This window comes from Bordetella genomosp. 7, from assembly GCF_002261415.1.
Taxonomy (GTDB): Bacteria; Pseudomonadota; Gammaproteobacteria; order Burkholderiales; family Burkholderiaceae_B; genus Bordetella_A.
The window spans coordinates 143,285-166,175 of the sequence record NZ_NEVI01000001.1; the positions used below are offsets into that span (position 1 = coordinate 143,285).

25 protein-coding genes are annotated in these 22,891 nt (G+C 66.9%); 7 read left to right on the forward strand and 18 right to left on the reverse strand.

Annotation, left to right across the window (positions count from 1 at the left end; genetic code table 11):
* Positions 1–8: 8 nt before the first annotated feature.
* Positions 9–2,114: a penicillin-binding protein 2 gene (gene mrdA / locus CAL18_RS00680; RefSeq protein WP_026640814.1), complete on the forward strand. Its 2,106-nt coding sequence runs from the start codon at positions 9–11 to the stop codon at positions 2,112–2,114.
* Positions 2,111–3,247: a rod shape-determining protein RodA gene (gene rodA, locus CAL18_RS00685; protein WP_026640813.1), complete on the forward strand. Its 1,137-nt coding sequence runs from the start codon at positions 2,111–2,113 to the stop codon at positions 3,245–3,247. Before mrdA ends, rodA begins: the two co-directional genes overlap by 4 nt.
* 809 nt (positions 3,248–4,056) lie before the next feature.
* Here rodA and slmA read toward each other — a convergent pair.
* Genes slmA through argB form a run of 3 tightly spaced genes read right to left on the reverse strand, consistent with a single transcriptional unit; the run spans position 4,057 to position 6,314 of the window.
* Complete coding sequence (gene slmA, locus CAL18_RS00690; RefSeq protein WP_026640812.1) at positions 4,057–4,629, reverse strand: nucleoid occlusion factor SlmA; 573 nt, start codon at positions 4,627–4,629, stop codon at positions 4,057–4,059.
* A gap of 36 nt (positions 4,630–4,665) precedes the next feature.
* The gene (locus CAL18_RS00695; RefSeq protein ID WP_026640811.1) at positions 4,666–5,412 is read right to left on the reverse strand and encodes a pyrimidine 5'-nucleotidase; all 747 of its coding nucleotides are present in this window, start codon (positions 5,410–5,412) and stop codon (positions 4,666–4,668) included.
* A complete protein-coding gene (argB, locus tag CAL18_RS00700; RefSeq protein WP_026640810.1) occupies positions 5,412–6,314 on the reverse strand; it encodes an acetylglutamate kinase in 903 nt (300 codons plus the stop codon). Before argB ends, CAL18_RS00695 begins: the two co-directional genes overlap by 1 nt.
* 235 nt (positions 6,315–6,549) lie before the next feature.
* Between argB and CAL18_RS00705 the strand changes: the two genes are divergently transcribed.
* Positions 6,550–7,335, forward strand: a complete 786-nt coding sequence (locus tag CAL18_RS00705; protein WP_026640809.1) for a MetQ/NlpA family ABC transporter substrate-binding protein — start codon at positions 6,550–6,552, stop codon at positions 7,333–7,335.
* A gap of 47 nt (positions 7,336–7,382) precedes the next feature.
* Here CAL18_RS00705 and CAL18_RS00710 read toward each other — a convergent pair whose 3' ends face one another.
* The 6 genes from CAL18_RS00710 to CAL18_RS00735 form a co-directional block, all read right to left on the reverse strand.
* The gene (locus tag CAL18_RS00710; RefSeq protein ID WP_038852562.1) at positions 7,383–8,207 is read right to left on the reverse strand and encodes a TauD/TfdA dioxygenase family protein; all 825 of its coding nucleotides are present in this window, start codon (positions 8,205–8,207) and stop codon (positions 7,383–7,385) included.
* Between the two features lie 121 nt (positions 8,208–8,328).
* Positions 8,329–9,219 (reverse strand): LysR family transcriptional regulator, encoded by an 891-nt coding sequence (locus CAL18_RS00715; protein WP_094795774.1) that lies wholly within the window; start codon positions 9,217–9,219, stop codon positions 8,329–8,331.
* 20 nt (positions 9,220–9,239) lie between these two features.
* Positions 9,240–9,734, reverse strand: a complete 495-nt coding sequence (locus tag CAL18_RS00720) for a peroxiredoxin family protein (RefSeq protein ID WP_026640807.1) — start codon at positions 9,732–9,734, stop codon at positions 9,240–9,242.
* Complete coding sequence (locus CAL18_RS00725; protein ID WP_026640806.1) at positions 9,735–10,472, reverse strand: BON domain-containing protein; 738 nt, start codon at positions 10,470–10,472, stop codon at positions 9,735–9,737.
* Positions 10,469–11,062 (reverse strand): phosphoheptose isomerase, encoded by a 594-nt coding sequence (locus CAL18_RS00730; RefSeq protein WP_038852559.1) that lies wholly within the window; start codon positions 11,060–11,062, stop codon positions 10,469–10,471. Before CAL18_RS00730 ends, CAL18_RS00725 begins: the two co-directional genes overlap by 4 nt.
* Positions 11,063–11,092: 30 nt before the next feature.
* Positions 11,093–11,581, reverse strand: a complete 489-nt coding sequence (locus tag CAL18_RS00735; protein ID WP_094817157.1) for a YraN family protein — start codon at positions 11,579–11,581, stop codon at positions 11,093–11,095.
* Between the two features lie 65 nt (positions 11,582–11,646).
* Between CAL18_RS00735 and rsmI the strand changes: the two genes are divergently transcribed.
* Positions 11,647–12,591: a 16S rRNA (cytidine(1402)-2'-O)-methyltransferase gene (rsmI, locus tag CAL18_RS00740; RefSeq protein WP_094817158.1), complete on the forward strand. Its 945-nt coding sequence runs from the start codon at positions 11,647–11,649 to the stop codon at positions 12,589–12,591.
* Complete coding sequence (locus CAL18_RS00745) at positions 12,588–13,151, forward strand: methylated-DNA--[protein]-cysteine S-methyltransferase (protein WP_026640802.1); 564 nt, start codon at positions 12,588–12,590, stop codon at positions 13,149–13,151. The genes rsmI and CAL18_RS00745 overlap by 4 nt, the downstream gene beginning before the upstream one ends.
* 30 nt (positions 13,152–13,181) lie before the next feature.
* Here CAL18_RS00745 and CAL18_RS00750 read toward each other — a convergent pair whose 3' ends face one another.
* Both CAL18_RS00750 and rapZ read right to left on the reverse strand, forming a co-directional pair.
* Positions 13,182–14,111 (reverse strand): septal ring lytic transglycosylase RlpA family protein, encoded by a 930-nt coding sequence (locus CAL18_RS00750; protein WP_026640801.1) that lies wholly within the window; start codon positions 14,109–14,111, stop codon positions 13,182–13,184.
* The gene (gene rapZ, locus CAL18_RS00755) at positions 14,108–14,980 is read right to left on the reverse strand and encodes an RNase adapter RapZ (protein WP_026640800.1); all 873 of its coding nucleotides are present in this window, start codon (positions 14,978–14,980) and stop codon (positions 14,108–14,110) included. Before rapZ ends, CAL18_RS00750 begins: the two co-directional genes overlap by 4 nt.
* 162 nt (positions 14,981–15,142) lie before the next feature.
* Here rapZ and CAL18_RS00760 point away from each other — a divergent pair, with 162 nt between their 5' ends.
* Complete coding sequence (locus CAL18_RS00760; protein WP_094817159.1) at positions 15,143–15,883, forward strand: c-type cytochrome; 741 nt, start codon at positions 15,143–15,145, stop codon at positions 15,881–15,883.
* A 10-nt stretch (positions 15,884–15,893) separates the two neighbouring features.
* Positions 15,894–17,180 carry a cytochrome c gene (locus CAL18_RS00765; protein WP_094817160.1) on the forward strand — a complete coding sequence of 429 codons (1,287 nt, stop codon included), beginning with the start codon at positions 15,894–15,896 and terminating at the stop codon, positions 17,178–17,180.
* Here CAL18_RS00765 and CAL18_RS00770 read toward each other — a convergent pair.
* The 7 genes from CAL18_RS00770 to lptC form a co-directional block, all read right to left on the reverse strand.
* Positions 17,177–18,625 (reverse strand): PLP-dependent aminotransferase family protein, encoded by a 1,449-nt coding sequence (locus CAL18_RS00770; protein ID WP_094817161.1) that lies wholly within the window; start codon positions 18,623–18,625, stop codon positions 17,177–17,179. The genes CAL18_RS00765 and CAL18_RS00770 overlap by 4 nt on opposite strands.
* Positions 18,626–18,641: 16 nt before the next feature.
* The gene (hprK, locus tag CAL18_RS00775) at positions 18,642–19,568 is read right to left on the reverse strand and encodes an HPr(Ser) kinase/phosphatase (RefSeq protein WP_026640796.1); all 927 of its coding nucleotides are present in this window, start codon (positions 19,566–19,568) and stop codon (positions 18,642–18,644) included.
* A gap of 25 nt (positions 19,569–19,593) precedes the next feature.
* Complete coding sequence (locus CAL18_RS00780; RefSeq protein WP_026640795.1) at positions 19,594–20,049, reverse strand: PTS sugar transporter subunit IIA; 456 nt, start codon at positions 20,047–20,049, stop codon at positions 19,594–19,596.
* A 230-nt stretch (positions 20,050–20,279) separates the two neighbouring features.
* Positions 20,280–20,615, reverse strand: a complete 336-nt coding sequence (hpf, locus tag CAL18_RS00785) for a ribosome hibernation-promoting factor, HPF/YfiA family (protein WP_026640794.1) — start codon at positions 20,613–20,615, stop codon at positions 20,280–20,282.
* A gap of 218 nt (positions 20,616–20,833) precedes the next feature.
* The gene (gene lptB, locus CAL18_RS00790; RefSeq protein ID WP_026640793.1) at positions 20,834–21,622 is read right to left on the reverse strand and encodes an LPS export ABC transporter ATP-binding protein; all 789 of its coding nucleotides are present in this window, start codon (positions 21,620–21,622) and stop codon (positions 20,834–20,836) included.
* A gap of 32 nt (positions 21,623–21,654) precedes the next feature.
* Positions 21,655–22,272, reverse strand: a complete 618-nt coding sequence (gene lptA, locus CAL18_RS00795; RefSeq protein WP_094817162.1) for a lipopolysaccharide transport periplasmic protein LptA — start codon at positions 22,270–22,272, stop codon at positions 21,655–21,657.
* Positions 22,269–22,886, reverse strand: coding sequence for an LPS export ABC transporter periplasmic protein LptC (gene lptC / locus CAL18_RS00800; protein ID WP_026640791.1), 618 nt, complete (start codon positions 22,884–22,886; stop codon positions 22,269–22,271). Before lptC ends, lptA begins: the two co-directional genes overlap by 4 nt.
* Between the last annotated feature and the right edge of the window lie 5 nt (positions 22,887–22,891).

The following is a 22,891-nucleotide window of genomic DNA, read 5'->3' on the forward strand; positions in this document are numbered from 1 at the left end:
GCGTGCCCATGTTCGAGTTCAAGAAAACCGGCCAGCAGCAGAAGCAGCGCTTCAAGCTGCGCGCGTGGGTGGGCGGCCTGTTCGCGCTGGCCTGCTTTGGCGTGCTGGTGGGGCGTTTCTGGTATTTGCAGGTCGACCGCTACGAGGGCCTGTCCGAACGCGCCGACCGCAATCGCATCGCCGTCGTGCCCATTGCGCCGCGCCGCGGCGAGATCCTCGACCGTAATGGCCAGGTGCTGGCGCGCAATTACCGCACCTATACCCTTGAGGTGGTGCCGGCCCAGGCCGGAAACATCGACAAGCTGCTCGATCGTCTGACGCCCATTGTGTATGTCAGCCCCGGCGACCTGCGCCGCTTCAAGCGCCGCGTGGGAGAGTCCAGCCGCTATGCCAGCCTGGTGCTGCGTAACAACCTCAACGAAACCGAGGCCGCCTGGTTCGCCGCGCACGCCTATGAGTTTCCCGGCGTCGAGCTGCGCGCGCGCTGGGTGCGCGAATACCCCCAGGGCGCCACGGCCGCGCATGTGGTGGGCTATATAGGCCGTATCGCCGACAACGATCTCGAACAGCTCGAAGAAACCGGCCAACTGGGCAATTATCGGGGCACCGATGTCATCGGCAAGAAGGGCATCGAAAAAAGCTGGGAACGCCAGCTGCACGGCCAGACCGGGGTGGAAGAAGTCGAAGTCACCGCCACGGGACGCCCGGTGCGCACGCTGCGGCGCACCGACCCCGTGCCGGGCTCGGACATCATGCTGTCCATCGACCTGGACTTGCAGCGCATCGCCGAAGAAGCCTTCGGCGACCAGCGAGGCGCCCTGGTGGCCCTGGACCCCAAGACCGGCGAAGTCCTGGCGTTTGTGTCGCAGCCGTCGTTCGACCCCAACCTGTTCATTGACGGCATTGACGTCGACAACTGGCGCATGCTGAACGAATCGCCCGACCATCCGCTGATCAACCGTCCGCTGTACGGCACGTATCCCATCGGCTCGACATACAAGCCGTTCGTGGCCCTGGCGGCCTTGCAGCTGGGCGTGCGCAGCGCCACCGAGCGCATCTCGGACCCGGGCTACTACGAATTCGGCGGCCAGCGCTTTCGCAATGCGGGGGGCGCGGCCTATGGCATGACCGACATGCATCGCGCGATCGTCGTGTCGTCGGATACCTACTTCTATTCTCTGGGGCCCGAAATTGGCGTGAATGCCCTGCACGATTTCTCGAAGCAATTCGGGTTCGGCCAGATCACGGGCATCGACCTCGATGGCGAGCGCGCCGGCGTGCTGCCTTCTACCGAATGGAAGCGCAACGCCTACAAGGGCCGTGAACGCCAGCGCTGGTACGCCGGCGAGACGATTTCGGTAGCGGTGGGGCAGGGCTACAACTCGTTCACGTTGCTGCAGCTGGCGCAGGCCACTTCGACGCTGGCGGACAATGGCGCGTACCGCCGGCCGCACCTGGTGCATGCGGTGCGCGATACCCGCACGGGCGAGGTCAAGGTCACGCCGTCGGACCCGGAATATCGCATTCCGCTCGAACAGCACAACGTCGATATCATCAAGGCCGCCATGGCGGACGTGGTGCGTGCGGGCACCGCGCGGCGCGCTTTTGCCGGCGCTTCGTACCAATCGGCCGGCAAGACGGGCACGGCGCAGGTGTTCAGCCTGCGCGGCGCGCAATACCGGGCCAGCGAGCTGGACGAGCGCTTGCGCGACCATGCACTGTTCATGGGGTTTGCGCCGCTGGAAAACCCGCGCATCGCCGTGGCGCTGCTGGTAGAAAATGCGGGCTGGGGCGCCAGTGTCGCCGCGCCCATTGCCCGCAAGGTGTTCGATTACTGGCTGGCCAAGACGGCGCCCGCCGCGCCCACGTTGCCCGCGCAGGCGCCGACGGCCGATGGCGCGGTTGCCGACTCGGCCTCCGACGCCAGCGCCGAGCCGGCGCCGCGTGCCGAGCCGCGTCCGCCCGCTCCTCCCGCTCCGCGTCCGCGCCCCACGCCTCGCGCACTGGCGCCGGCCACGCCGCCGCCCGCGCCGGCTCGCCGCGTTCCGTCAACTGCGCCAGCGTTGTCCGACCTGAGCGAGCTTTTTGAGTCTTCCACGGGAGCCAAGCCATGAAACGCCTGGGCGCGCTGCTGGCTCGGATTTTCCTTGCCTTCGACTGGCCATTGCTGGTCATCCTGGCCCTGTTCGCCGCGCTGGGCCTTACTGTCATGCATTCGGCCGTGGGCAGCACCGACTGGCGCTTTGCCGAGCAGTCGCGCAACTTTGCGATTGCCTTTGCGGCGATGTGGGTCGTGGCCCTGGTGCCGCCCAGGCGCCTGATGCAGCTGGCGCTGCCGTTTTATGTGGTGGGCGTGGTGCTGTTGCTGGGGGTGGAATTTTTCGGCGAAACCAGCAAGGGCGCGACGCGCTGGCTGGACCTGGGCGTTACGCGCATCCAGCCATCCGAAATGATGAAAATCGCCGTGCCGATGATGCTGGCCTGGTATTTCCAGCGCCACGAAGGCGACGTGCGCATCCGCGATTTCCTGGCGGCCGCCGCCATGCTCGCGGCGCCATTCGGCTTGATCGTGTTGCAGCCCGACCTGGGCACGGCATTGTTGGTGTTCGGCGCCGGGTTCTTCGTGATCTATTTCGCGGGCCTGTCGTTCAAGCTGTTGGTGCCCCTGACGGTGATCGGGGTGGCGGGCATAGGCACGCTGATCTATTACGAAAATTCGCTGTGCCAGGCCGGCGTTGACTGGGTGGTATTGCACGAATACCAGAAGCAGCGGGTATGCACGCTGCTCAATCCCAGCTCGGACCCCCTGGGCAAGGGGTTCCACACCATCCAGTCGATGATCGCGGTGGGGTCGGGCGGTCTGTATGGCAAGGGTTATATGCAGGGCACGCAGACGCACCTGGACTTTATCCCTGAGCGCACGACGGACTTCATTTTCGCGGTGTACGCGGAAGAGTTCGGGCTGTACGGCGGGGTGGCGATGCTGGTGCTGTACGGGCTGTTGATCGCTCGGGGCCTGACCATCGCCATGCGCGCTTCGTCCCAGTTCGGCCGCCTGCTGGCCGGGGCGCTGACGATGATGGTGTTCATCTACGTGTTCGTGAATGTGGGCATGGTGACCGGCATCCTGCCGGTAGTGGGCGTGCCGTTGCCATTCATGAGCTACGGCGGGACGGCGCTGTTCACCATGGGGATTGCCTGCGGGATATTGATGAGCGTCTCCAGGCATCGGGGGGAGCAGGCGTGACGGTTGGGGTGTTGGGGTATGCCGGGGGGTACTGAGTACTGAAGCGCCGGCGGGCGGGGACAGGCGGGGGAGCGGCTTCACGTGGCCGGTCGGCCGCCCCGCGCGGCCGACACCGCTTCGTCAACCTCGTCAGCCTGCGGCTTCCTTCGGTTTCCCTCGCTCGGCCCCGAGGCGCCGCTCCCCCGCCTGTCCCCGCCCGCCGGCTCGCGGTGTCGGTTTGCCACGGTTATTGGCGCCGCCGGTGTGCTTGGCCGTGTTCAGGTCGTCAAGGGGACGGGAGATGGTAGCGGGCCGCCTGGGCAGGCCGCCCTGCGCGGCCTGCCCGGGCATTCGGGGTGGGCTGGCGGGGGGCTTGTTCCGTTGGCGGGGTAGGGCGGCGGTGCGGTGTTGGTGGGGCGATCGGAGGTCACTAACCAGGTTGGCTGTCGAGCTTCGTTGACCGTGCCACCTTACGTACCGCCAATCCTCGCATTCCATCACCCGAACGCGTCAGGCGTCCGCGCAGGGCGGGCGCTTGACGCGGCCCTGCACTTCTCCCACCCCTCTTGAGCATCAGCCCCGCACGACACGGTTTTTTTTTCAGCAACCTGACCACATTCACCGATGCAGCCGGGCGCCGGGGGCGTAGCGGGAGGCGGGCGCCTCGGGGGCGAGCTAGGGAAACCGAAGGAAGCCGCAGGCTGACGAGGTTGACGACGCGGTGTCGGCCGCGGGGGGCGGCCGACCGGCCCCGTGAAGCCCGCCTCCCGCTACGCCCCCGGCGCCCGGCGTCAACAGAAAGGACAACCAGCCCTCCCCCGAAAAGCCCCTCAGAGCAACACCCTCAGATGCTCATCCAGATGCACGGTAGGCGCCACGCGCCATCCGCTTTGGGCGTACCGCAGCCAGCGTCCCAGCACCAGGTGGGTCAACAGGCTGGCGTGGGCGGTGATGTTGGCATCGGCGGGCAGGTCGCCGTCGCTGACTGCCACGCGCAGAGATTGCTTCAGCGTGGCCTCGATGCGGTCGTTGATGTGGTTGATGCGTTCCTGCAGCCGGTTGTCTTCCGTGACCAGCGCGTCGCCGGTCAGCACCCGCGTCATGCCCTTGTTGCGCTCCGAGAATGCCAGCAGCATCGACACCGTCTTGCGCGCCTGCGCCAGGCCCAGCGGTTCGGCCGCGGCAATCTGGTTGATAAGGGTGAACAGGCTTACTTCGATAAACTCGATCAAGCCTTCGAACATCTGCGCCTTGCTGGCGAAATGCCGGTACAGAGCCGCTTCCGAAACCTGCATGCGGGCGGCCAGCGCCGCGGTGGTAATGCGTGCCGCATGTGGCTGCTCCAGCATTTCAGCCAAAGTTTGCAGGATCTGGTTTTTGCGTTCGCCGGGTTTGCTCGCCATGGGCCGACAATCGGTGGATGGGAAGATGGGCCGCCGCTAGCGCCGCAACGGACGGCGGCGCAGCAGCAGGTCGCTTACCGAGTTTACCCGCAAGTCGACATAGCCCGGCCGGTGGCAGGATGCGCGCGCAAAAGGCGTGCCGGGATGGTACACGTGGACGGTGCCGACCCCTACGCGGCGGGCGCCGCGCAGGTTGGGCAGCGTATCTTCGACGAGCACCGCGCGCGCCGCGGGCACGCCTTCGCGCGCCAGCACGTAGCGCAGCAGGGCCGGCGAGGGCTTGGGCCGGAACTCGCCATGCAGGCGCATGTGCTCGATGGCCCAGATGCTGTCGAACTGGCGCAGTATGCCCAGCCGCCTGAGCACGGCGCGCGCGTAGTCGAAAGGCGCGTTGGTCAGCAGCACCTTGCGGCCCGGCAGCCGGCGCAGCTTGTCGGCCAACGCGGATTCGGCGCGCACCAGCGGATTGACGTCGAAATCATGGCTGCGGCGCAGGAAGGCATGGGCGTCCACGCCATGGTGGCGCACCATACCGATCACGGTGGCGCCGTAGCGATGCCAATACTTGGAGCGCAACTCGTTGGCCGTGTCGATGTCCACGTCCAGCGCTTCGGCCACTGCCGCCGTCATGCCCTGGTCGATGCGGGGAAAGATCGCGTGCGAGGTGTCGTGCAGGGTATTGTCGAGGTCGAACAGCCACAGCCGTTCGGCCACGGCCGTGGCCGCGCGGCGCGAGCGGCGCAGGCGCGCCGCCGGCCGCAGCAGATGGCGGCGAACCTGCATCAATGCGAGCTGATCATCGTGCCGACGCCCTGGTCGGTCAGGATTTCGAGCAGCAGGCAGTGGGGCACGCGGCCATCGACGATGTGCACCGAATTCACGCCGTTCTTGGCGGCGTAGAGCGACGACGCGATCTTGGGCAGCATGCCGCCCGAAATCGTGCCGTCGGCGAACAGCTCGTCGATGGTCTGGGCCGACAGGCTGCGCAGCAGTTTGCCGCTTTTGTCGAGCACGCCCGGAGTGTTGGTCATCATCAGCAGTTTTTCGGCGCCCAGCACTTCGGCCATTTTGCCGGCCACCACATCGGCGTTGATGTTGTACGCCGTGCCGTCTTCGCCGTAGCCGATGGGCGAGATGACCGGAATGAACTGGTCGTCTTGCAACGCCTTGACCACGGCCGGCTCGACCTGGGTGATGTCGCCCACGAAGCCGATGTCGATGGGTTCGTCGGGGTTGTCTTTGTTGGCCATCAGCTTCTTGCGCGCCTGGATCAGCATGCCGTCTTTGCCGGTCAGGCCCACGGCCTTGCCGCCGACTTCATTGATCATCATGACGATATCTTGCTGCACCTGGCCGCCCAGCACCCATTCGACCACTTCCATGGTTTCGGCGTCGGTGACACGCATGCCTTGCACGAAGGTGCCCTGCTTGCCGATGCGCCGCAGGGCGTCGTCGATCTGCGGGCCGCCGCCGTGCACAACCACCGGGTTCAGGCCCACCAGCTTGAGCAGCACCACGTCGTGCGCGAAGCTGCGTTGCAGGCGCTCGTCGGTCATGGCGTTGCCGCCGTACTTCACCACGATGGTCTTGCCATGGAATCGTCGTATATACGGCAGTGCTTCGGAAAGAACGGCCGCTTTGATGGCGGGCGACGATACGGCGGCAGGGTCGGGGGTGTCGGTCATGGCAACTGGAGCTCTGCAAAGTGTGAAAAAGGAAAAATGCCTGCGCCGGCGCGGGCTCGGCGCTGCCAGGGCAAGCATACGGCAGATTGTAGACCCGCCCAATTACTTATACCCGCAACCCATGACGTTATGACCGACAAATGACTGCTATTCAGGTAAATTGAGGGCGTTTTGCAACGGCCGCGGCCCCCCTGGGGGCAGGCGGCCCTTCTGTCCTATTCCCACGAGGTCCATCATGCGTTTTCTCTTTGCCCGGACGGCCCTGCTGGCGTCCGCCTTCTTCCTGGCCGGTGCGGCCCAAGCCGACAAACTGGTCGTGGGCGCCACGCAAGTGCCGCACGCCGAAATCCTGGAAGTGGTCAAGCCCGTGCTCGCCAAAGACGGCGTAGAGCTCGACATCAAGGTGTTCAGCGACTACGTGCAGCCCAACCTGCAGCTGGCCGACAAAGAGCTGGACGCGAACTTCTTCCAGCACCAGCCCTACCTGGACACCTTCAACAAAGACCGCGGCACCAAGCTGGTGTCGGTTGGCCTGGTCCACGTCGAGCCGTTCGGCGGCTACTCGCGCAAGGTGAAGTCGGTGGCCGAGCTGCCCCAGGGCGCCACGATAGCCATCCCGAACGACCCGTCCAACAGCGGCCGTGCCTTGCTGCTGCTGCAGAAGCAGGGCCTGATCAAGCTGAAAGACCCGTCCAACATCGTCGCCACGCCGCTGGACGTGGTGGAAAATCCCAAGCAGCTGAAATTCCGCGAGCTCGAGGCCGCCATGTTGCCGCGCGCGCTCGATGACGTGGCGCTGGCGCTCATCAACACCAACTACGCCCTCGAGGCCGGCCTGGTGCCCACCAAAGACGCCCTGTTCATCGAGGGCGCGGATTCGCCCTACGCGAACCTGGTGGCCGCGCGCCCCGACAACAAGGACGCGCCCGCCATCAAGAAGCTGGTCGACGCCCTGCACACGCCCGAGGTGAAAGCGTTCATCCAGGACAAGTACAAGGGCGCTGTCGTACCGGCGTTCTGAGCGTCGTGTGGTACAGGCGGCGGCCCCATGCGGGGCGGCCGCCGCGGTCAGGCGGGGCGTTCGCCCTTGAGGGTGATGCGATGCATCACCCGCCGGAAGCCGTGGTAGTCATTTACCGGGTTGTGCTGCGTACAGCGGTTATCCCAGAACGCGATGGTGTCGGGTGTCCAGGTAAAGCGGCAGGTGAATTCGGGCTTGACCTGGTGGTCGAACAGAAACCGCAGCAGCGGCGCCGATTCTTCGGGGCGCATGCCCTTGATGCCCACCGTATGGGCCACATTCACATACAGCGCCTTGCGGCCCGTTTCGGGGTGGGTGCGCACCACGGGGTGCTCGGCCACGTAGTCCTTCGGCGCCGCGCCGGGCCCATCGGTGCGCATGCGGTCTTCGCGCGTCTTGGATACGTCGGCCTGGGCTGAACTGTTGATGCCCACCAGCCCGTCAAGCAGCCCGCGCATCGTCTCCGACAGCGCTTCGTAGGCCAGATACTGGTTGGCGAACATGGTGTCGCCGCCGTATGGCGGAATTTCGCGCGAGAGCAGCATCGAACCCATGGGCGGCTCTTGCAGATAGGTAGTGTCCGAATGCCAGATGCCGCCGAAGTTCAGCGTCTCGTGTTCCAGTTTCTTGACTTCGATGATCGTGGGATAGCCTTGCAGCCCACGCACGAAAGGGTATTCGATCGGCTCGCCCATCGCCTGGCCAAAGGCCAGGTATTGCGCGGCAGTGAGTTTCTGGTCTTTGATGAATATGACCTGGTGGTCGAGCAGCGCCCGGCGCACGTCGGCAGCCTGTTCGTCGGTCAGTCCGGCAGCCAGATCCAGGCCGGACAATTCGGCGCCCAGGGCGCCAGCGATCTTGCGGATTTTCATGTCGATCGGGATTCCACGCAGGCAGACCGTGCCCGCAACGGCTACATGGTATGCCGGGGTGGACCTGGGAACAAATCAAATAATATTAGGGTTTGTTCAGGAAAATTTAATAATGGCGTGGCTAGGCGGCGTCGCCGGAACCCAGCATTTCCACCAGTCTGGCGCCGGCCGGCGATAGCGTGTACCCGCGGATGGTGACCACCGCAATCGTGCGGTGCAGGGCGGGCCGCGTGATGCGCACGGCAGTCAGCGTCGTGCCGCGCGGAATGGCGATGCGCGGCAGGATGCCTGCGCCCAGGCCGGCTTCGACCATGGCGATCAGCGTGCTGGCATGCGTGAACTCGTAGCCCAGGTCGGCCTTGATGCCGCTGGCCTGAAGCGCCGCTTCCAGATGGTTGCGAAACATCGAGTTGGGCGCCAGCGTCAGCAGCCGCAGGCGCGTGACTTCGCGCAAGGTGATGGCCTGCCGGCCGTTGTGACGGTAGCCGTGCGGCAGCAGCGCGCAGTATTCGTCGTTGAATAGCGGGTGGAATTCAAGATCGGGACGCTTGTCTTCCACCGGCCCGATGCCGAAATCGACTTCGCGCCGGCGTACGGCTTCGAGCAGGTCGTGGTGGGTGAGTTCGCGTACCCGCACCGCAATGCCGGGATAGTGGCGGGCATAGGCCGTCAGCACGGCGGGCAGCCGCGTGCCCGCCACGGTGGGCACACAGGCAAAGGCCAGGTTGCCTTGCTGCGCATTGGCGGCCTGCTGGATGCGGGCCAGCCCGCTGTCGAGTTCGGCCAGGGCCTTGCGCGCGCTGATCAGCAGCTCTTCGCCTTCGGGCGTGAGTTCGACCCGCCGGGTGGTGCGGTGGAACAGCGCCACGCCCAGCTGGGACTCGAGCTGCTTGACCTGCATGCTGATGGCGGGCAGCGACACGAACGATTGTTCGGCGGCCTTGCGAAAGCTGCCATGCTCGGCAACCGATACAAAGGCTGACAGCAGTTTGAAATTGAACGTCGCGGACATGCGCGCGGCCGCGTGGATGATCAGCCGGCCGCCAGTGCTTTTTCGATGGCGGCGTGGAATTCGGCCTTGTCGTAGTCGCCCAGGTAGCGCTTGATGATGCGCCCCTGCTTGTCGACCAGGAAGGCGCTGGGCGTGAGCTTGACGTCGCCGAAGGCGCGTGCGATTTCACCGCTGACGTCCAGGGCCACCGGGAAGGGCAGCTTGCGCGTTTCGGCGAAATTGAGCACGTAGTTGGGCGGGTCGTAGCTCATGGCCACGGCCACGGTTTCGTAGCCCTTGGGCGCGTACGCGTTGTAGGTGTCGATGTTGTCGGGCATCTGCTTGACGCACGTGACGCAGCTCGTGGCCCAGAACTTCACCAGCACGACCTTGCCCCGCAGGTCGTGCATGCTGAACTTCCTGCCGTCGATGGTGGTAAAGGCCACATCGGGGGCGGGGGCGGCGGGGCGCCATATGAACCAGGCCCCGATGCCGGCCGCCACCAGGACGGCCAGGGAAAGAATGAGTTTTTTCATTTACTTGATAGGCATGACTTCGACGCCGCCGACCTGGCCGCCGGTGCCGGTTTCGATGGGCGCCGCGTGGGACTGCGACGAGCCGCCCGCCGGTTGCGGCGTGCTGGCGCTGGCCGGGCCCGACAGCCGCACGGCTTCTTCGCGGCTGATGATCTGGAACAGCTTGACAACCTTGGCCACGCCGCCGACTTGGGATGCGGCCGTGGCCGCATAGTTGCCTTCGGCTTCGGTGACCATGCCCAGCAGGTAGACGACGCTGCGGTCGGTCGTGACGACGATGGTGGCCGAGGGCACGTACTTGGTGTTGAGCAGCGCGGTCTTGACCTTGGAAGTCAGCCACGTGTCGTTGGAGCGGGTGCCGAACGAGGCCGCAGGGCCGACGTTCATCTGGTTGACCACCGACTTGACGTGCTGGATGCCCCGCGCGATTTCGGTGGCCTGCGCCTTGGCGGCCTCGGAAGGGGCGTCGCCGGTGAGCAGCACCAGGCCGTTATACGACACGGCACTGATGCGGGCGGCATCGCCGAGCTTCTGGCTGATCTGGTATTCGGCCTTGAACGCGATGTTCTGGTCTTCGAGCTGCGCGCCCGACGTACGACGATCGGTGATGACCACTGCCGTGGTGGCCGCCGCGCCGCCCACCACCAGCGGCGCGCAAGCCGACAGCGACAGGGCGGCGGTGCCGAGCATGGCGGCCAGCAGCAGCGGTCGGGCAACTGTCTTGGCGTCGGGCATCATTCGGTGTCTCCTAGAAGTAGGGCGTCAATACCGTCGCACATGGCATGCAGCATCAGGGCGTGGATTTCCTGGATGCGCATGGTGCGGTCGTTGGGTACACATAAATGGACGTCGTGCGCGGTCAAGAGTTCACTTATTACCCCGCCGCCCTTGCCGGTAAGCGCAATGACCGACATTTCGCGGTCGTGGGCAGCCTGTACGGCGCGCACCACGTTCGCGGAATTGCCGCTGGTGGAAATGGCCACCAGCAGGTCGCCTGGCTGGCCCAGGGCGCCCACCTGGCGTTCGTAGATTTCTTCGAAGCCGTAGTCGTTGCCGACCGCGGTCAGGATGGCGGTGTCGGTGTTCAGGGCGATGCCCGCCAGGGGCAGGCGTTCGCGCTCGAACCGGCCGACCAGTTCGGCGATGAAATGCTGGGCGTCGGCGGCCGAACCGCCGTTGCCGCATGCCAGAATCTTGCCATTGTTGGCCAGGGCGGCGAACAGCATGTCGACCGCGCTGGCCAGCGGGGCCGACAGGGCTTGCATGCTTGCTTCGCAGGCGGCCATGGCATCGCGAAAGTGCGACGTCATGCGAGAGGTCATATCCATGGCCCGCATTATCTCATGGCGGCAGGCGGGCTAAGGGGTGAACGCGGCCGCCAGCCAGCACGCCCTGCCGCCGTCGAAGGCCACGACATCAAAGCGCACCGGGGGTGTGCGGCCACCCCAGTGGCGCAGCGCCAGTGCGGGCAGCAGCAGGGCCGCGCACCGTGCCAGCCGGGCCTGCTTGGCCCGCCCCACGCTGGCGGCCGCCCCGCCGTAGCGGTGGCCGGTGCGGGCGCGCACCTCTACGAACACCAGGGTATCGCCGTCGCGCATGACCAGGTCGATCTCGCCTGCCCGGCAATGCAGGTTGCGCGCCAGCGGCGCCAGGCCGGCGGCCGTCAGCAGGGCAAGCGCCCGGGTTTCATGCGTATGGCCGGCGCGTTGCGTGGGCGACCGGCGGGGCGCTTCGGCGCGCGCCGGCGGACGGGCCGTGCGCCCGGCGGCGGCGCGGCGCCGCTTCAGCAGCCGCTGTTGCGCCTGCCGGGCGCGCGTGTAGGCGATTTCCAGGAAAGGGTCGGACATGGGCGTGATCCGGGCCGATGGGAGGGCTACACTGGCACAATTTGCCGCCTGGCCGCCATCCGACTATGAACCTGAATGTCCCGCCTGCGATCGCCGGCGATGCCTGGAGCCGCATGGCCGAGCGTGTCGCCGGCCAGCACTGGCCCGAGGCCACGCTTTACGTTGTGGCGACTCCCATTGGCAACCTGGGCGATCTGGGGTTGCGTGCGTGGCAGGCGCTGTCGCGGGCCGACGTGATCGCCGCCGAAGACACCCGCGCCAGCCGCAGCCTGCTCGACGCCTGGGGAATTTCCACGCCCCTGATGGCCGCACACCGGCACAACGAGGCTGCCGCCGCGCAGGGCATCTGCGAACGCCTGGCGCAAGGCCAGCGTGTGGCGCTGGTGTCAGACGCGGGCGCGCCCGCCGTCAGCGACCCCGGCGCGCGCGTGGTGCGGGCCGTGCGCGCGGCCGGCTACGCCGTCGTGCCGGTGCCCGGCCCCAGCGCGGTGATCGCCGCGCTGATGGGCAGCGGCGCCACCTCGGACGAAAACCCGGCTTATGCATTTGCGGGCTTCGCCCCGGCCAAGTCCGCTGCGCGCCAGCGTTGGCTGCGCTCGTGGTGCGCGCTGCCGGCCCCGGTGGTGATGTTCGAGTCGCCGCATCGCCTGGGCGCCTGCCTGGCGGACTTGCTCGATGTGTGCGGCCCCGGGCGCCTGCTGACCATCGCCCGCGAACTGACCAAGCGATTCGAGCAGATCGTCACTTTGCCCCTGTCGGAAGCGGCCGGCTGGCTGGCAGCCGACCCGCATCGCGCGCAGGGCGAGTTCGTGCTGATCGTGCACGCCGCAGAAGCCGCCCCGGCCGATTCCGAAAACCCGGAAGATCCGGCCACCGGCGTGCTGCTCGATGCGCTGCTGGAAACCCTGTCGGTGCGCGACGCAGCGCGCGTGGCCGCCAAAGTGACAGGCCAGCCGCGCGACGCCCTGTACGCCGCGGCGCTGGCCAGGAAGGCGCGCGCAGGCTCATGACGCGGGCCGATATCCGGGCTCCGGTGGCCTACCTGGACGCCGATACCCCGCTGGGCGGCCTGCGCCTGGCCGCCAGCGACGCGGCGCTGCAGGGGGCGTGGTTCCTGGACCAGTGGGACCTGCCGCCGCCGTCGGCCGCGTGGCGGCTGGCGCCCGAACATGCCGTGCTGGTGCAGGCCCGCGGGCAACTGGCCGAATGGTTCGCGGGCAAACGGCGCGAATTCCGGGTGCCGCTCGACCCCCGCGGCACGCCGTTCCAGCAGGCCGTGTGGCAGGCGCTGCTGGCCCTGCCGTTCGGCGCAACATGCAGTTATGGCGAACTGGCGCAGGCCATAGGCAAGCCCAAGGCCGTGCGCGCGGCGGCGCAGGCGATCGGCCGCAACCCCATTTCGATCTTCATCCCGTGCCACCGTGTGGTGGGCCGCGACACGTCGCTGACGGGTTTCGGCGGCGGGCTGGCGCGCAAGCACGCGCTGCTGGCGCACGAAGGGCACCGCTATCCCGGGCAGAACGCGCGGGCGCGACGCATTACCGACGGGCAGGCGGAGCTGCCCTGGTAAACGGCCAGGCCGCGCCAGCCCGCGTCAGTGTCAGTAAGTGGCCAGGCTGGGCAGGATGCCGGTGCGATCGGCCACCTGCCGCGCGGCGCCCAGCGCCGTCGCGCGGTCGGTGTACGGGCCGATGCGCACCCGGTACAGGCCGCCTGCCTGCTGCACCCTGGCCGGCGGCGTTTCGGCGGCGGCGTCCAGTTGCGCGTTGACCTGTTGCATCAGGGTCTGCGCATTGGCCGGCTGGCTGAAAGCGCCCACCTGCAGGTAGACGCCGCTGGCCGCGTCCGCGCCCGAGCCTGGCGAGGCCGGCGCCAGCTCGGCGACGACAACTTCCGTGGCGGCCAGAGGGGGGGCGTCAGCCACGGTTTGCGCCGAAGCCGCACTGGCGACGCCCGCGCTGCGTTCCTGCGCCAGCCGGATTTCGCCCGGCAGGATGCGTTCGACCACCACTTCGCCGCTGCCGGGCTCGATGATGCCCAGTTTGTGCGCCGCTGCATACGACAGGTCGATGATGCGGCCGCCGTGGAACGGCCCGCGGTCGTTGATCCGCACCACCACGGTGCGGCCGTTGATGCTGCTGGTGACGCGCGCATAGCTGGGCAGCGGCAGCGTGGGGTGGGCAGCCGTCATGGCGTACATGTCGTAGACCTCGCCGATGGAGGTGCGCCTGCCATGGAATTTCTTGCCGTACCACGAGGCGATGCCGCGTTGCTTATAGGCGTGGTCCTGGTCGGCCACGGGCACGTAGCGTTTTCCGAACACCGAATATGGCCGGTTGGCGCCGCCGGCCAGGGGTTCGAGGCGCGGAATCGCGTCGGGAATGTTGTCCAGGTCGGACGGCGGATGGGCGCCCGGGCCGTCGTCCTGGTAATAGCCGCCGGCCTTGCGGGTGCCGGGCGACGAGCAGCCGGCGATCAGCACCGCCAGGCCAAGCAGCACGGGAGCGAGAATCAGGCGGCTACGGTTCATTGGGGCTCATCCGGCAGTTGCGTGCGATGCCGCACCAGCAGGGGGTCGTGGTCGGAGAAGCGCTTGGCCAGTTGCTCCACCACATATACCGAGCGATGCTGGCCGCCCGTGCAGCCGATGCCCACCGTGAGATAGTTGCGCGTGTCCTGCGTGTATTGCGGAAGCCAGCGCCGCAGGTAATCGGTAATATCGTCGATCATGCGGCCCACGATGTCGAAGCTCGCCAGCCATGTGGCGACGGGTTCGTCGCGCCCCGTCAGCGGACGCAACGTCCGGTCGTAATAGGGGTTGGGCAGGCAGCGCACGTCGAACACCAGGTCGGCATCGCTGGGCACGCCGCGCTTGTAGGCAAACGACTCGAAAGTCAGCACCAGCGGCGGCCGGTCGGCCTGCACCAGGTCGCGGATCCAGGCGCGCAACTGGCCGGGGGTCAGGTCGGACGTGTCAATGACGTGCTCTTGTTCGCGCAGCGGAGCCAGCAGGTCGCGTTCGAGCGAAATGCAGTCCAGCAGCGAAGGAGCCTGCCCGCCACGCGACAGGCGGTCGGTCAGCGGATGGCGGCGGCGCGATTCGGAATAGCGCTGCGCCAGCGTGTTGGTGTTGGCGTCCAGGAATATGACGCGCAACGACGTTCCCATGGCGCGCATGGCGGTCAGCACGCCCGGCAATTCGGCCAGCTCGCCGGGCGAGCGCACGTCGATGGCAATGGCGACGCGCTCGAGGCCATCGTCGCGCGCGCCGGCCACGAATTCGCTCAGAAACCTTACCGGCAGGTTATCGATACACGTGTAGCTGGCATCTTCCAGCATGCGCAGCGCGACCGATTTGCCGGACCCGGATATTCCAGTGATAAGGACAACACTTAGCATGGTTTTGATTGTTGCATGAATTTGCCGCAGGGTTGGCCGCCGGTTCGCATCTGATATGGCCTTAAACTGTAAGACTGATCCTATACCCGAGTGCCGCGGCGGCGTAATCTGAGGTTGCCAGCACGTCTGGCCTGCTTATTTGCCTATCCCTCTGCCTACTTGATGCCAGTATTTTCCCTTTTTTCCCGCTCCGGTCGCCTGCGGCGCCAGCTGGCTGTGCTGGCTGCCGCCGTGGCCTTGTCGCATGCTGCCGCCGCGCAGGAAGGCGCGGTGCTGCAGCCCGATACCATGCAGGCGCGAGTGGCCGCCTGTACGGCCTGCCACGGTGAGCAGGGCAAGGCCGGCGCCGACGGCTACTATCCACGCCTGGCCGGCAAACCCGCGGACTATCTTTACCACCAGTTGCTGAACTTTCGCGACGGGCTGAGGCAGTATCGCCCCATGACTCACCTGCTGGTGGGGCTGCCCGACGACTACTTGCGGGAAATGGCCGCCTATTTCGCCGAACAGCACGTGCCGTACCCCCGGCCGGCGCGGCCGGCGGCCTCGGCCGACATGCTCGAACATGGCCGCACGCTGGCCCTGCAGGGCGACGCGTCGCGCGGGCTGCCCGCCTGCGTGGCCTGTCACGGCGCCGCGCTCAGCGGCCAGGCGCCGGCGATACCCGGTTTGCTGGGCCTGCCGCGCGACTACATCGGCGCGCAGATCGGCAGTTGGCAGAACGGGCTGCGCCGCGCCGCCGAGCCGGACTGCATGGCCGATGTCGCCAGTAAGCTGACGCCCGAGGATATCGGCGCGCTTTCGGCGTGGCTGTCATCGCAGCCTGTCGTCGAGCCCTATGTGCCAGACCCGGCCGGCACGGCGGCCTTGTCCGCCGAATGCGGCAGCCAGAATCAACAGTAGAAGGGCCGGCATGAAACGCATCATCAAGATATCTGTGCTTGCGCTGCTGCTCGCGTGCGTGGCCGCGATTGCGGCCCTGTACTGGATGGGCACGCGCGACGACACCTCGACGGGCCGTCCCGCAGACCCCGCCGAGGCCGGACGCCAGGTCGAGCAGGGGCGGTATCTGGCGCGCCTGGGCAATTGCATGGCGTGCCATACCACGCAAGGCGGCAAGGCCTACGCCGGCGGCACCGCCATCCCCACGCGCTTTGGCACCCTTTATGGGCCGAACATCACGCCGGACCCGCGCACGGGCATCGGCCAATGGAGCGCCGACGATTTCTGGCAGGCCCTGCACAATGGCAAATCGAAGGACGGCAGCCTGTTGTACCCCGCCTTTCCGTACACGGAGTACACGCGCATGTCGCGCGCGGACTCGGACGCGCTGTACGCATACCTGCGCACGGTCGAGCCGGTGGAGCAGCCCAGCCGCGCCCATGAGCTGGATTTTCCGTACAACCAGCGCGGGCTGCTGGCCTTCTGGCGGGCCTTGTATTTCAGCCCCGGCGTGCTCGAGCCCGATCCGGGCGAGCCGGTGCCCTGGAACCGGGGGCGCTACCTGGTCGAAGGGCTGGGGCATTGCGCCGCCTGCCACGCGCCCCGCAACAGCCTGGGCGCCACGCGCGCGCAAGACGGTCTGTCGGGCGGCTTTATCGACGGCCTGGACTGGTATGCGCCGCCGCTGGACAACGCCCCGGGCACCGGGCTGGGCCACTGGAACGCGCACGACATCGCCCAGTTGCTGCAAACCGGCATGGCCAGGCAATCCACGGCCAGCGGGCCGATGGCCGAAGTCGTGCTGGGCAGCTCCCAGTTTCTTACCGACGAAGACGCTCTGGCCATCGGAACGTATCTGAAGTCCCTGCCGGTGCCGGCCATTGCGGCGCCGGCCCAGGCGCGCGCCGCCGCGCCGGCGTTGCTGGAACATGGCGGCCGCCTGTACCAGCAGCATTGCGCGGCCTGCCACCAGGACCAGGGGCAGGGCATCGGCACGGCGTGGCCGGCGCTGGCCGGCAACCCCACCGTGACGGCGCCGCTGGCGGTCAATGCGATACGCATGGTGCTCAATGGCGGCTACGCCCCTGCCACGGCGGCCAATCCGCGTCCGCACGGCATGCCGCCGTTCGGGCCGATGCTGAGCGACTCCGATATCGCGGCCGTGGTGTCGTATATCCGTTCCAGCTGGGGTAACCAGGCCGGCGCCGTGACCGCCTTCGACGTCAGGCGCGTGCGCGACGCATCTACGCGCAATTAGCCGGATGCGCCGGCGCGTGGGGCGGCGCCGCGGCGCCGCCCGGCCAGCGCGCCCAGTTCGCGCATGGCGTCTTCCATGCGGTCGTCCCAGGGGTGGCCGTAGTTCAGGCGCAACGCATGGGCAAATTGCCCGCCGGCCGAGAAAATCGGCCCCGGCGCGACGCTGATGCCGCGCGCCAGGGCGCGGCGGTGCAGGTCCAGCGCGTCGGCGGGCGCCGGCATTTCCAGCCACACGAAAAAACCGCCCTGGGGGCGCGTGACACGGGTGCCGGGCGGAAAGTAGCGCGCCACTGCGTCCAGCATGCGTTCTTGCTGCGCGGCCAGGGTGGCGCGCAGCCGGCGCAAGTGGCGGTCGTAGCCGCCCCGTTCCAGGTATCCCGCCAACGCCCCTTGCGCCGGCACCGAGGCCGACAGCGTGGTGGCCAGCTTCAGGCGCTGCACGGCCCGCGCGTAGCGGCCCGCCACCGCCCAGCCGATGCGAAACCCCGGCGCAAGGCATTTGGAGAACGACGCACAATGCAGCACCAGGCCGTCGGTGTCGTAGGCTTTGGCCGGCAGGGGCCGGGAATCGCCGAAATACAGTTCGCCATAGACGTCGTCTTCAATCAGCGGGATCTGGTGGCGCCGCAGCAGCGCCACCAGGTCGCGCTTGCCGGTTTGCGACATCAGGCTGCCCAACGGGTTCTGGAACTGGGTCATCAGCCAGCACGCCTTGGGAGAATGCCGCCGGATGGCGCCTTCCAGGGCTTGCAGGTCAATACCCTGGCGCGGGTGGGTGGGCACTTCCACAGCCTTCAGCCCGCGCTGTTCGAGCGCCTGGAGCGCGCCGTAGAACGTGGGCGACTCTACGATCACCGCATCGCCCGGCCGGGTGGTGACGTGCAGGCACAGGTTCAGCGCCTCGAGGGCGCCGGTGGTGATGACCACGTCGTCGGGCGTAACCGGCACGCCCGCCGCCCGGTAGCGCAGGGCGATCTGCCTGCGCAGGCGCGGGTAGCCGGGTGACAGGCTTTCGACGGTGTCGTGCGGGTCCAGGTGGCGCAGGTAGCCGGCCATGGCCTGCCCCAGCTGCTCCAGCGGGAACAGCGATGCCGACGGAAAGGCCGAGCCCAGCGGCACGACTTTGCGGTCGCGCACGGATCCCAGAATATCGAAAATGCGTTCGCTGATGGCCAGCGGCCTGGAATCGCCGCGCGGTTGCGACGTATCGGGCTCGGGCGGCAGGCTGGCCGGCAGGGCCCGCACGTAATAGCCCGAACGCGGCCGCGCCTGCACCAGGCCGCGCGCCTCGAGCAGGTAATAGGCCTGGAAGACGGTAGAAGGGCTGACGCCGCGCGTGGCGCAGGTGTCGCGCACGGAGGGCAGCTTGTCGCCTGCCTGCAGCAGGCCTTCGCGTATGGCGCGCGCGATATCGTCGGCCAGCGCCTGGTAGCGGGTGACAGCCATGGGCCGGTGGCGTGGCCTATTTGCTGCTTTGCAAGATCGCCATGGCCTGGCGTTCCATGAATTCGCCCAGCGTATCGATGCCGCGCAGTTTCAGGATGGTGTTGCGCACCGCGGCTTCGACCAGCACGGCCAGGTTGCGGCCGGCGGCCACCTGCAGCATGACTTTGCGCACGGGCATGCCCAGCATGTCCTGGGTGATGTCTTGCAGGGGCAGGCGTTCGAACTTGTCTTGCGCGGTAGAGCGCACCAGGTGCACGATGAGCTTGAGCCGCATTTTGCGCCGCACGGACGTTTCGCCGAAGATGGTGCGGATGTCGAGCAGGCCCAGGCCACGCACTTCAAGCATATTCTGCAGGAGCGGGGGGCAGTGGCCTTCGATCATGCCGGGGGCGATACGCGAGAATTCGACCGCGTCGTCGGCTACCAGGCCATGGCCGCGCGAAATCAGTTCGAGCGCAAGTTCGCTCTTGCCCAGGCCCGATTCGCCGGTGATCAGCACGCCCACGCCCAGCACGTCCATGAAGACGCCGTGCACCGTGGTGGTGGGCGCGAGCTTCTTGCCCAGGTAGATGCGCAGCAGGTCGATGAGCTGCGCGGCCGCCACGGGCGTGGACAGCAGCGGCACCTGGTGCTGGTCGCATTGGTCGATGAGATCCTGCGGCGGCGTCAGGCCGTCGGCCAGCAGGATGGCCGGCACGCCGCCGATCAGCAGTTCGTCCATGTGGTGCGTTCGGCGGCGCAGGTCGAAGCGGCTGTAGTAGGCCAGTTCTTCCTGGCCGAACACCTGTATGCGCGAGGGGTGAATGAGGTTCAGGTGGCCGATCAGGTCGGCGGCCGACATGCCGTCGTCGCGGATGGCGCGCTCTGCGGCGCCTTGTCCGGCGATCCAGGTGAAGGGGATGTTGTCGGCGTTGTCGTCGACCAGTTCCTGCACAGTCAGCATGGCAGCGCCTCGGCGATCGGCGGGGTCAGCGTTGCCCCGTGGTGAGCATCCGGTGAACTTCGGCCGGGTCGGTTTCGGTGCCCAGGGCTTCGCGCAGCGCCTTGTTGGACATCAACTGGGCCAGTTCGGCCAGGATATCCAGGTGCTGCTGGGTAGCGGTTTCGGGCACCAGCAGGCACATCAGCATGGTGACCGGCTGGCCATCGGGGGCGTCGAACGGCACCGGCTGCGCCAGGCGGAAGAACGCGGCCATGGGTTCGGACAACCCCTTGACGCGCCCGTGCGGCACCGCCACGCCCTGGCCCAGGGCCGTGGAGCCCAGGCGTTCGCGTGCAAACAGGCTGTCGAACACGACAGTCCGGGCCAGCCCGTGATGGTTTTCGAAGAGCAGCCCGGCCTGCTCGAATGCGCGTTTCTTGCTGGTGGCGGGCAAGTCGAGAACGACGTTGCCGGCGGGAAGGATGCGCGACAAATGATTCATGCGGTTCATTATAGGGTGTTATGCGGCAGTGCAAAATCCGCCGCGGCCGCTACCTGGTACGAACCGGCAAGCATAGTCGCATCGGCAAGGCATTGGGAAGGGGGGACTTGCCGATGCCCCGGCGGGAAAGCTGCATCTCGCGGGACATCGGGATCGGGCAGATCCGGCTAGCGGGATCTAGGGTTCAAGCTCGGGTACGTGACCGGCTCGAGTCGGGGTGAGGCGCGGGACTACGGGGTTTGCTGCATGGCAGCGGCTTGTCGCTTCACGGACTCTGCCGAGTGGCTTTGTACCTTGTCTTTGTGCTTGAGGACCTGGCGGTCGACTTTGTCGGCCAGGAGGTCGATGGCTGCGTAAAGGTTTTCATCCACGGCTTCGCAATGGATGTCCTTGCCGCGCAGTCGCATGGTGATTTCGGCTTTATGCCGCAGGGGCTCAACCGAGAGCATGACCTGGGTATCGATCACGTGATCGAAATGCCGCAGCACTCGCGCCAGTTTGTTCATGACATATTCCCGGATGGCCGGGGTGACGTCGAGATGACGACCGCAGATGCTCAGGTTCATAGTGCGCTCTCCTACAAAAAAGAGAAATGGGTGCGCATATAGCGCGGGGATCGGCTGAATAGGTCTCCTGTGAAAAGGGGTTGGATGGATGGGGCGCGGCGCGCGAAACGCCGGCCTTCAGTACTAGTGTATAGACTCTGTGGGCTAAAACAAGTTGCGTCCGGGCAAGCGGGCGCGCGGCCCCGCAGGGGCCGTACAGGGGTTGCCCCCAGGTTTTGTTACATACGGAAGTGTTCGCCCAGGTAGACGCGGCGCACGGCCGGATCGCCGACGATTTCATCGGGCTGCCCGTCGGTAAGCACCTTGCCTTCGCTGATGATGTAGGCGCGGTCGCAGATGCCCAGGGTTTCGCGCACATTGTGGTCGGTGATCAGCACACCGATGCCGCGGCCCTTCAGAAAACGCACGATGCGCTGGATTTCGATGACGGCGATGGGATCGACGCCCGCGAAGGGCTCGTCGAGCAGGATGAAGCGCGGCCGCGTGGCCAGCGCGCGAGCGATTTCGACGCGGCGCCGCTCGCCGCCCGACAGCGAGATGGCGGCGTTGCCGCGGATGTGGCCGATCTGCAATTCGTCGAGCAGGTTTTCGAGCTGCTCTTTGATCTGCCCGTCGGTAAGGCCGCGGCCGTCGGCGCCGACTTGCAATTCGAGCACGGCGCGGATGTTCTGTTCGACGCTCAGGCGCCGGAACACGGACGCGTCCTGCGGCAGGTACGACAAGCCCATGCGCGCGCGCTTGTGGATGGGCATCGCAGTGATGGGCGCATCGTCGATTTCGATGCGGCCGGCATCGGCGGGCACCAGGCCGACAATCATGTAGAAGCTGGTGGTCTTGCCCGCGCCGTTGGGGCCGAGCAGGCCGACGACTTCACCGCTGTTGACCGACAGCGAGACGTCCTGCACCACGGTGCGGCCGTTGTAGATCTTGCGCAGGCCCGTTGCGCGCAGGCTGCCCTGCTTGACGCCGGAGGCTGATGACAAGTTGGGCGGGGGAGTCTGGGTCATGAGTATGCGAAGAAGAACGGCGGGTGGGCCTTTCAGCCCTGCTTGGCGGCCGCGCCGCGCTTTGCGCGGCATTCGGCGATGGCGGCGTCGGCCTTGGCGCGCGGAGGAGCCAGCGAGCGCACGCGGCCGCCCGGCGCCGATGAGTTTGGCCCGCCCTGGGCCTGGTACACCCCGGTTTTTTCGTTGTAGCGGACACGTTCGCCGCGGATGGTGTCAAACGGCTTGCCGCAGATGAAGCGCGTGACGATGGCCTGGCCGATGAGGTCGAATTCGCCCTTGGTGCTGTTGTACTCGGCGCGCAGGCCCGTGCCTTCGATGACTTCGAAGCTTTCGGGCCGTTCCTGCCGGATGGTCACGATATTGCCCTTGTTGGCGGTGGCGGTGCCGAACTGGTTGCCCGCCGCGTCTTCGTGGGCTTCGAGCCGGTCGGCCGTAAGCTTCATCAGCCCGCGGGTGAGCACGACATTGCCGGTGAAAATGCTCTGGCGCTTGATGTCGTCGTAGTGCAGCGTATCGGACAGGATCAGCGTGCTGGGTTCTTCGGCCGGCGCCGCCTGCTGCGCATGCGCGGCCGCCGCGCCCAGCAACAGGCAAGCGGACAAGGCCCTGGCGGCGAAGGAACGCATCGGGGAAATCGGTGAGTGCATCATGGCGAGGCCTGGGTTGATTCGCCCGAGGGGCGCGTGCGGGTATCGGAGCCGGCGATCTCGACGTCGGTGGAAGCCGACACCTGGAGCTGCCGGGTAGCGTTGTTGTACCGCATGCCGGTGCCGCTCATGCGGGAATTTCCCTTGACCACGACGGCCGGCAGGTCGGTATAGATGACGTCTTCGTCGGGCAGGATGATGAGCTGCTTGCTGCGCACGTCGAGCGCGTCGTTGTTGGCGTCGGCCCGGCGATGCACGTGGGCGTTGCCGTTCATGACGATGCGCACGCCGCCGCGTTCCATGATGGCGGTATCGGACGTGGCCACCGTAATGGGGTTGTTTTCTTGCTGGCCGACGGCGCGGGGAGCCGTGACGTGATAGGAATCGTCGTCGGGGAAGTGTTCGGCATAGGTGCCTTCCAGCCGGTTGACGGGCTTGCCGGTGGCGTCGGTGCGCAGCATGACGAAATCGCGCGCCCATGAGTCCATTTCGTGGGTCAGCCTGCGCGGCGGATCGATAGGGATGGCGCGCTGGGCGTAGTCGGCCGCCCACCACGTGCCGACCACGATGGCGATCAGCAGTACCAGGGCGATCAGGGCCGGGAAGCGTTCTTTCATGCCTG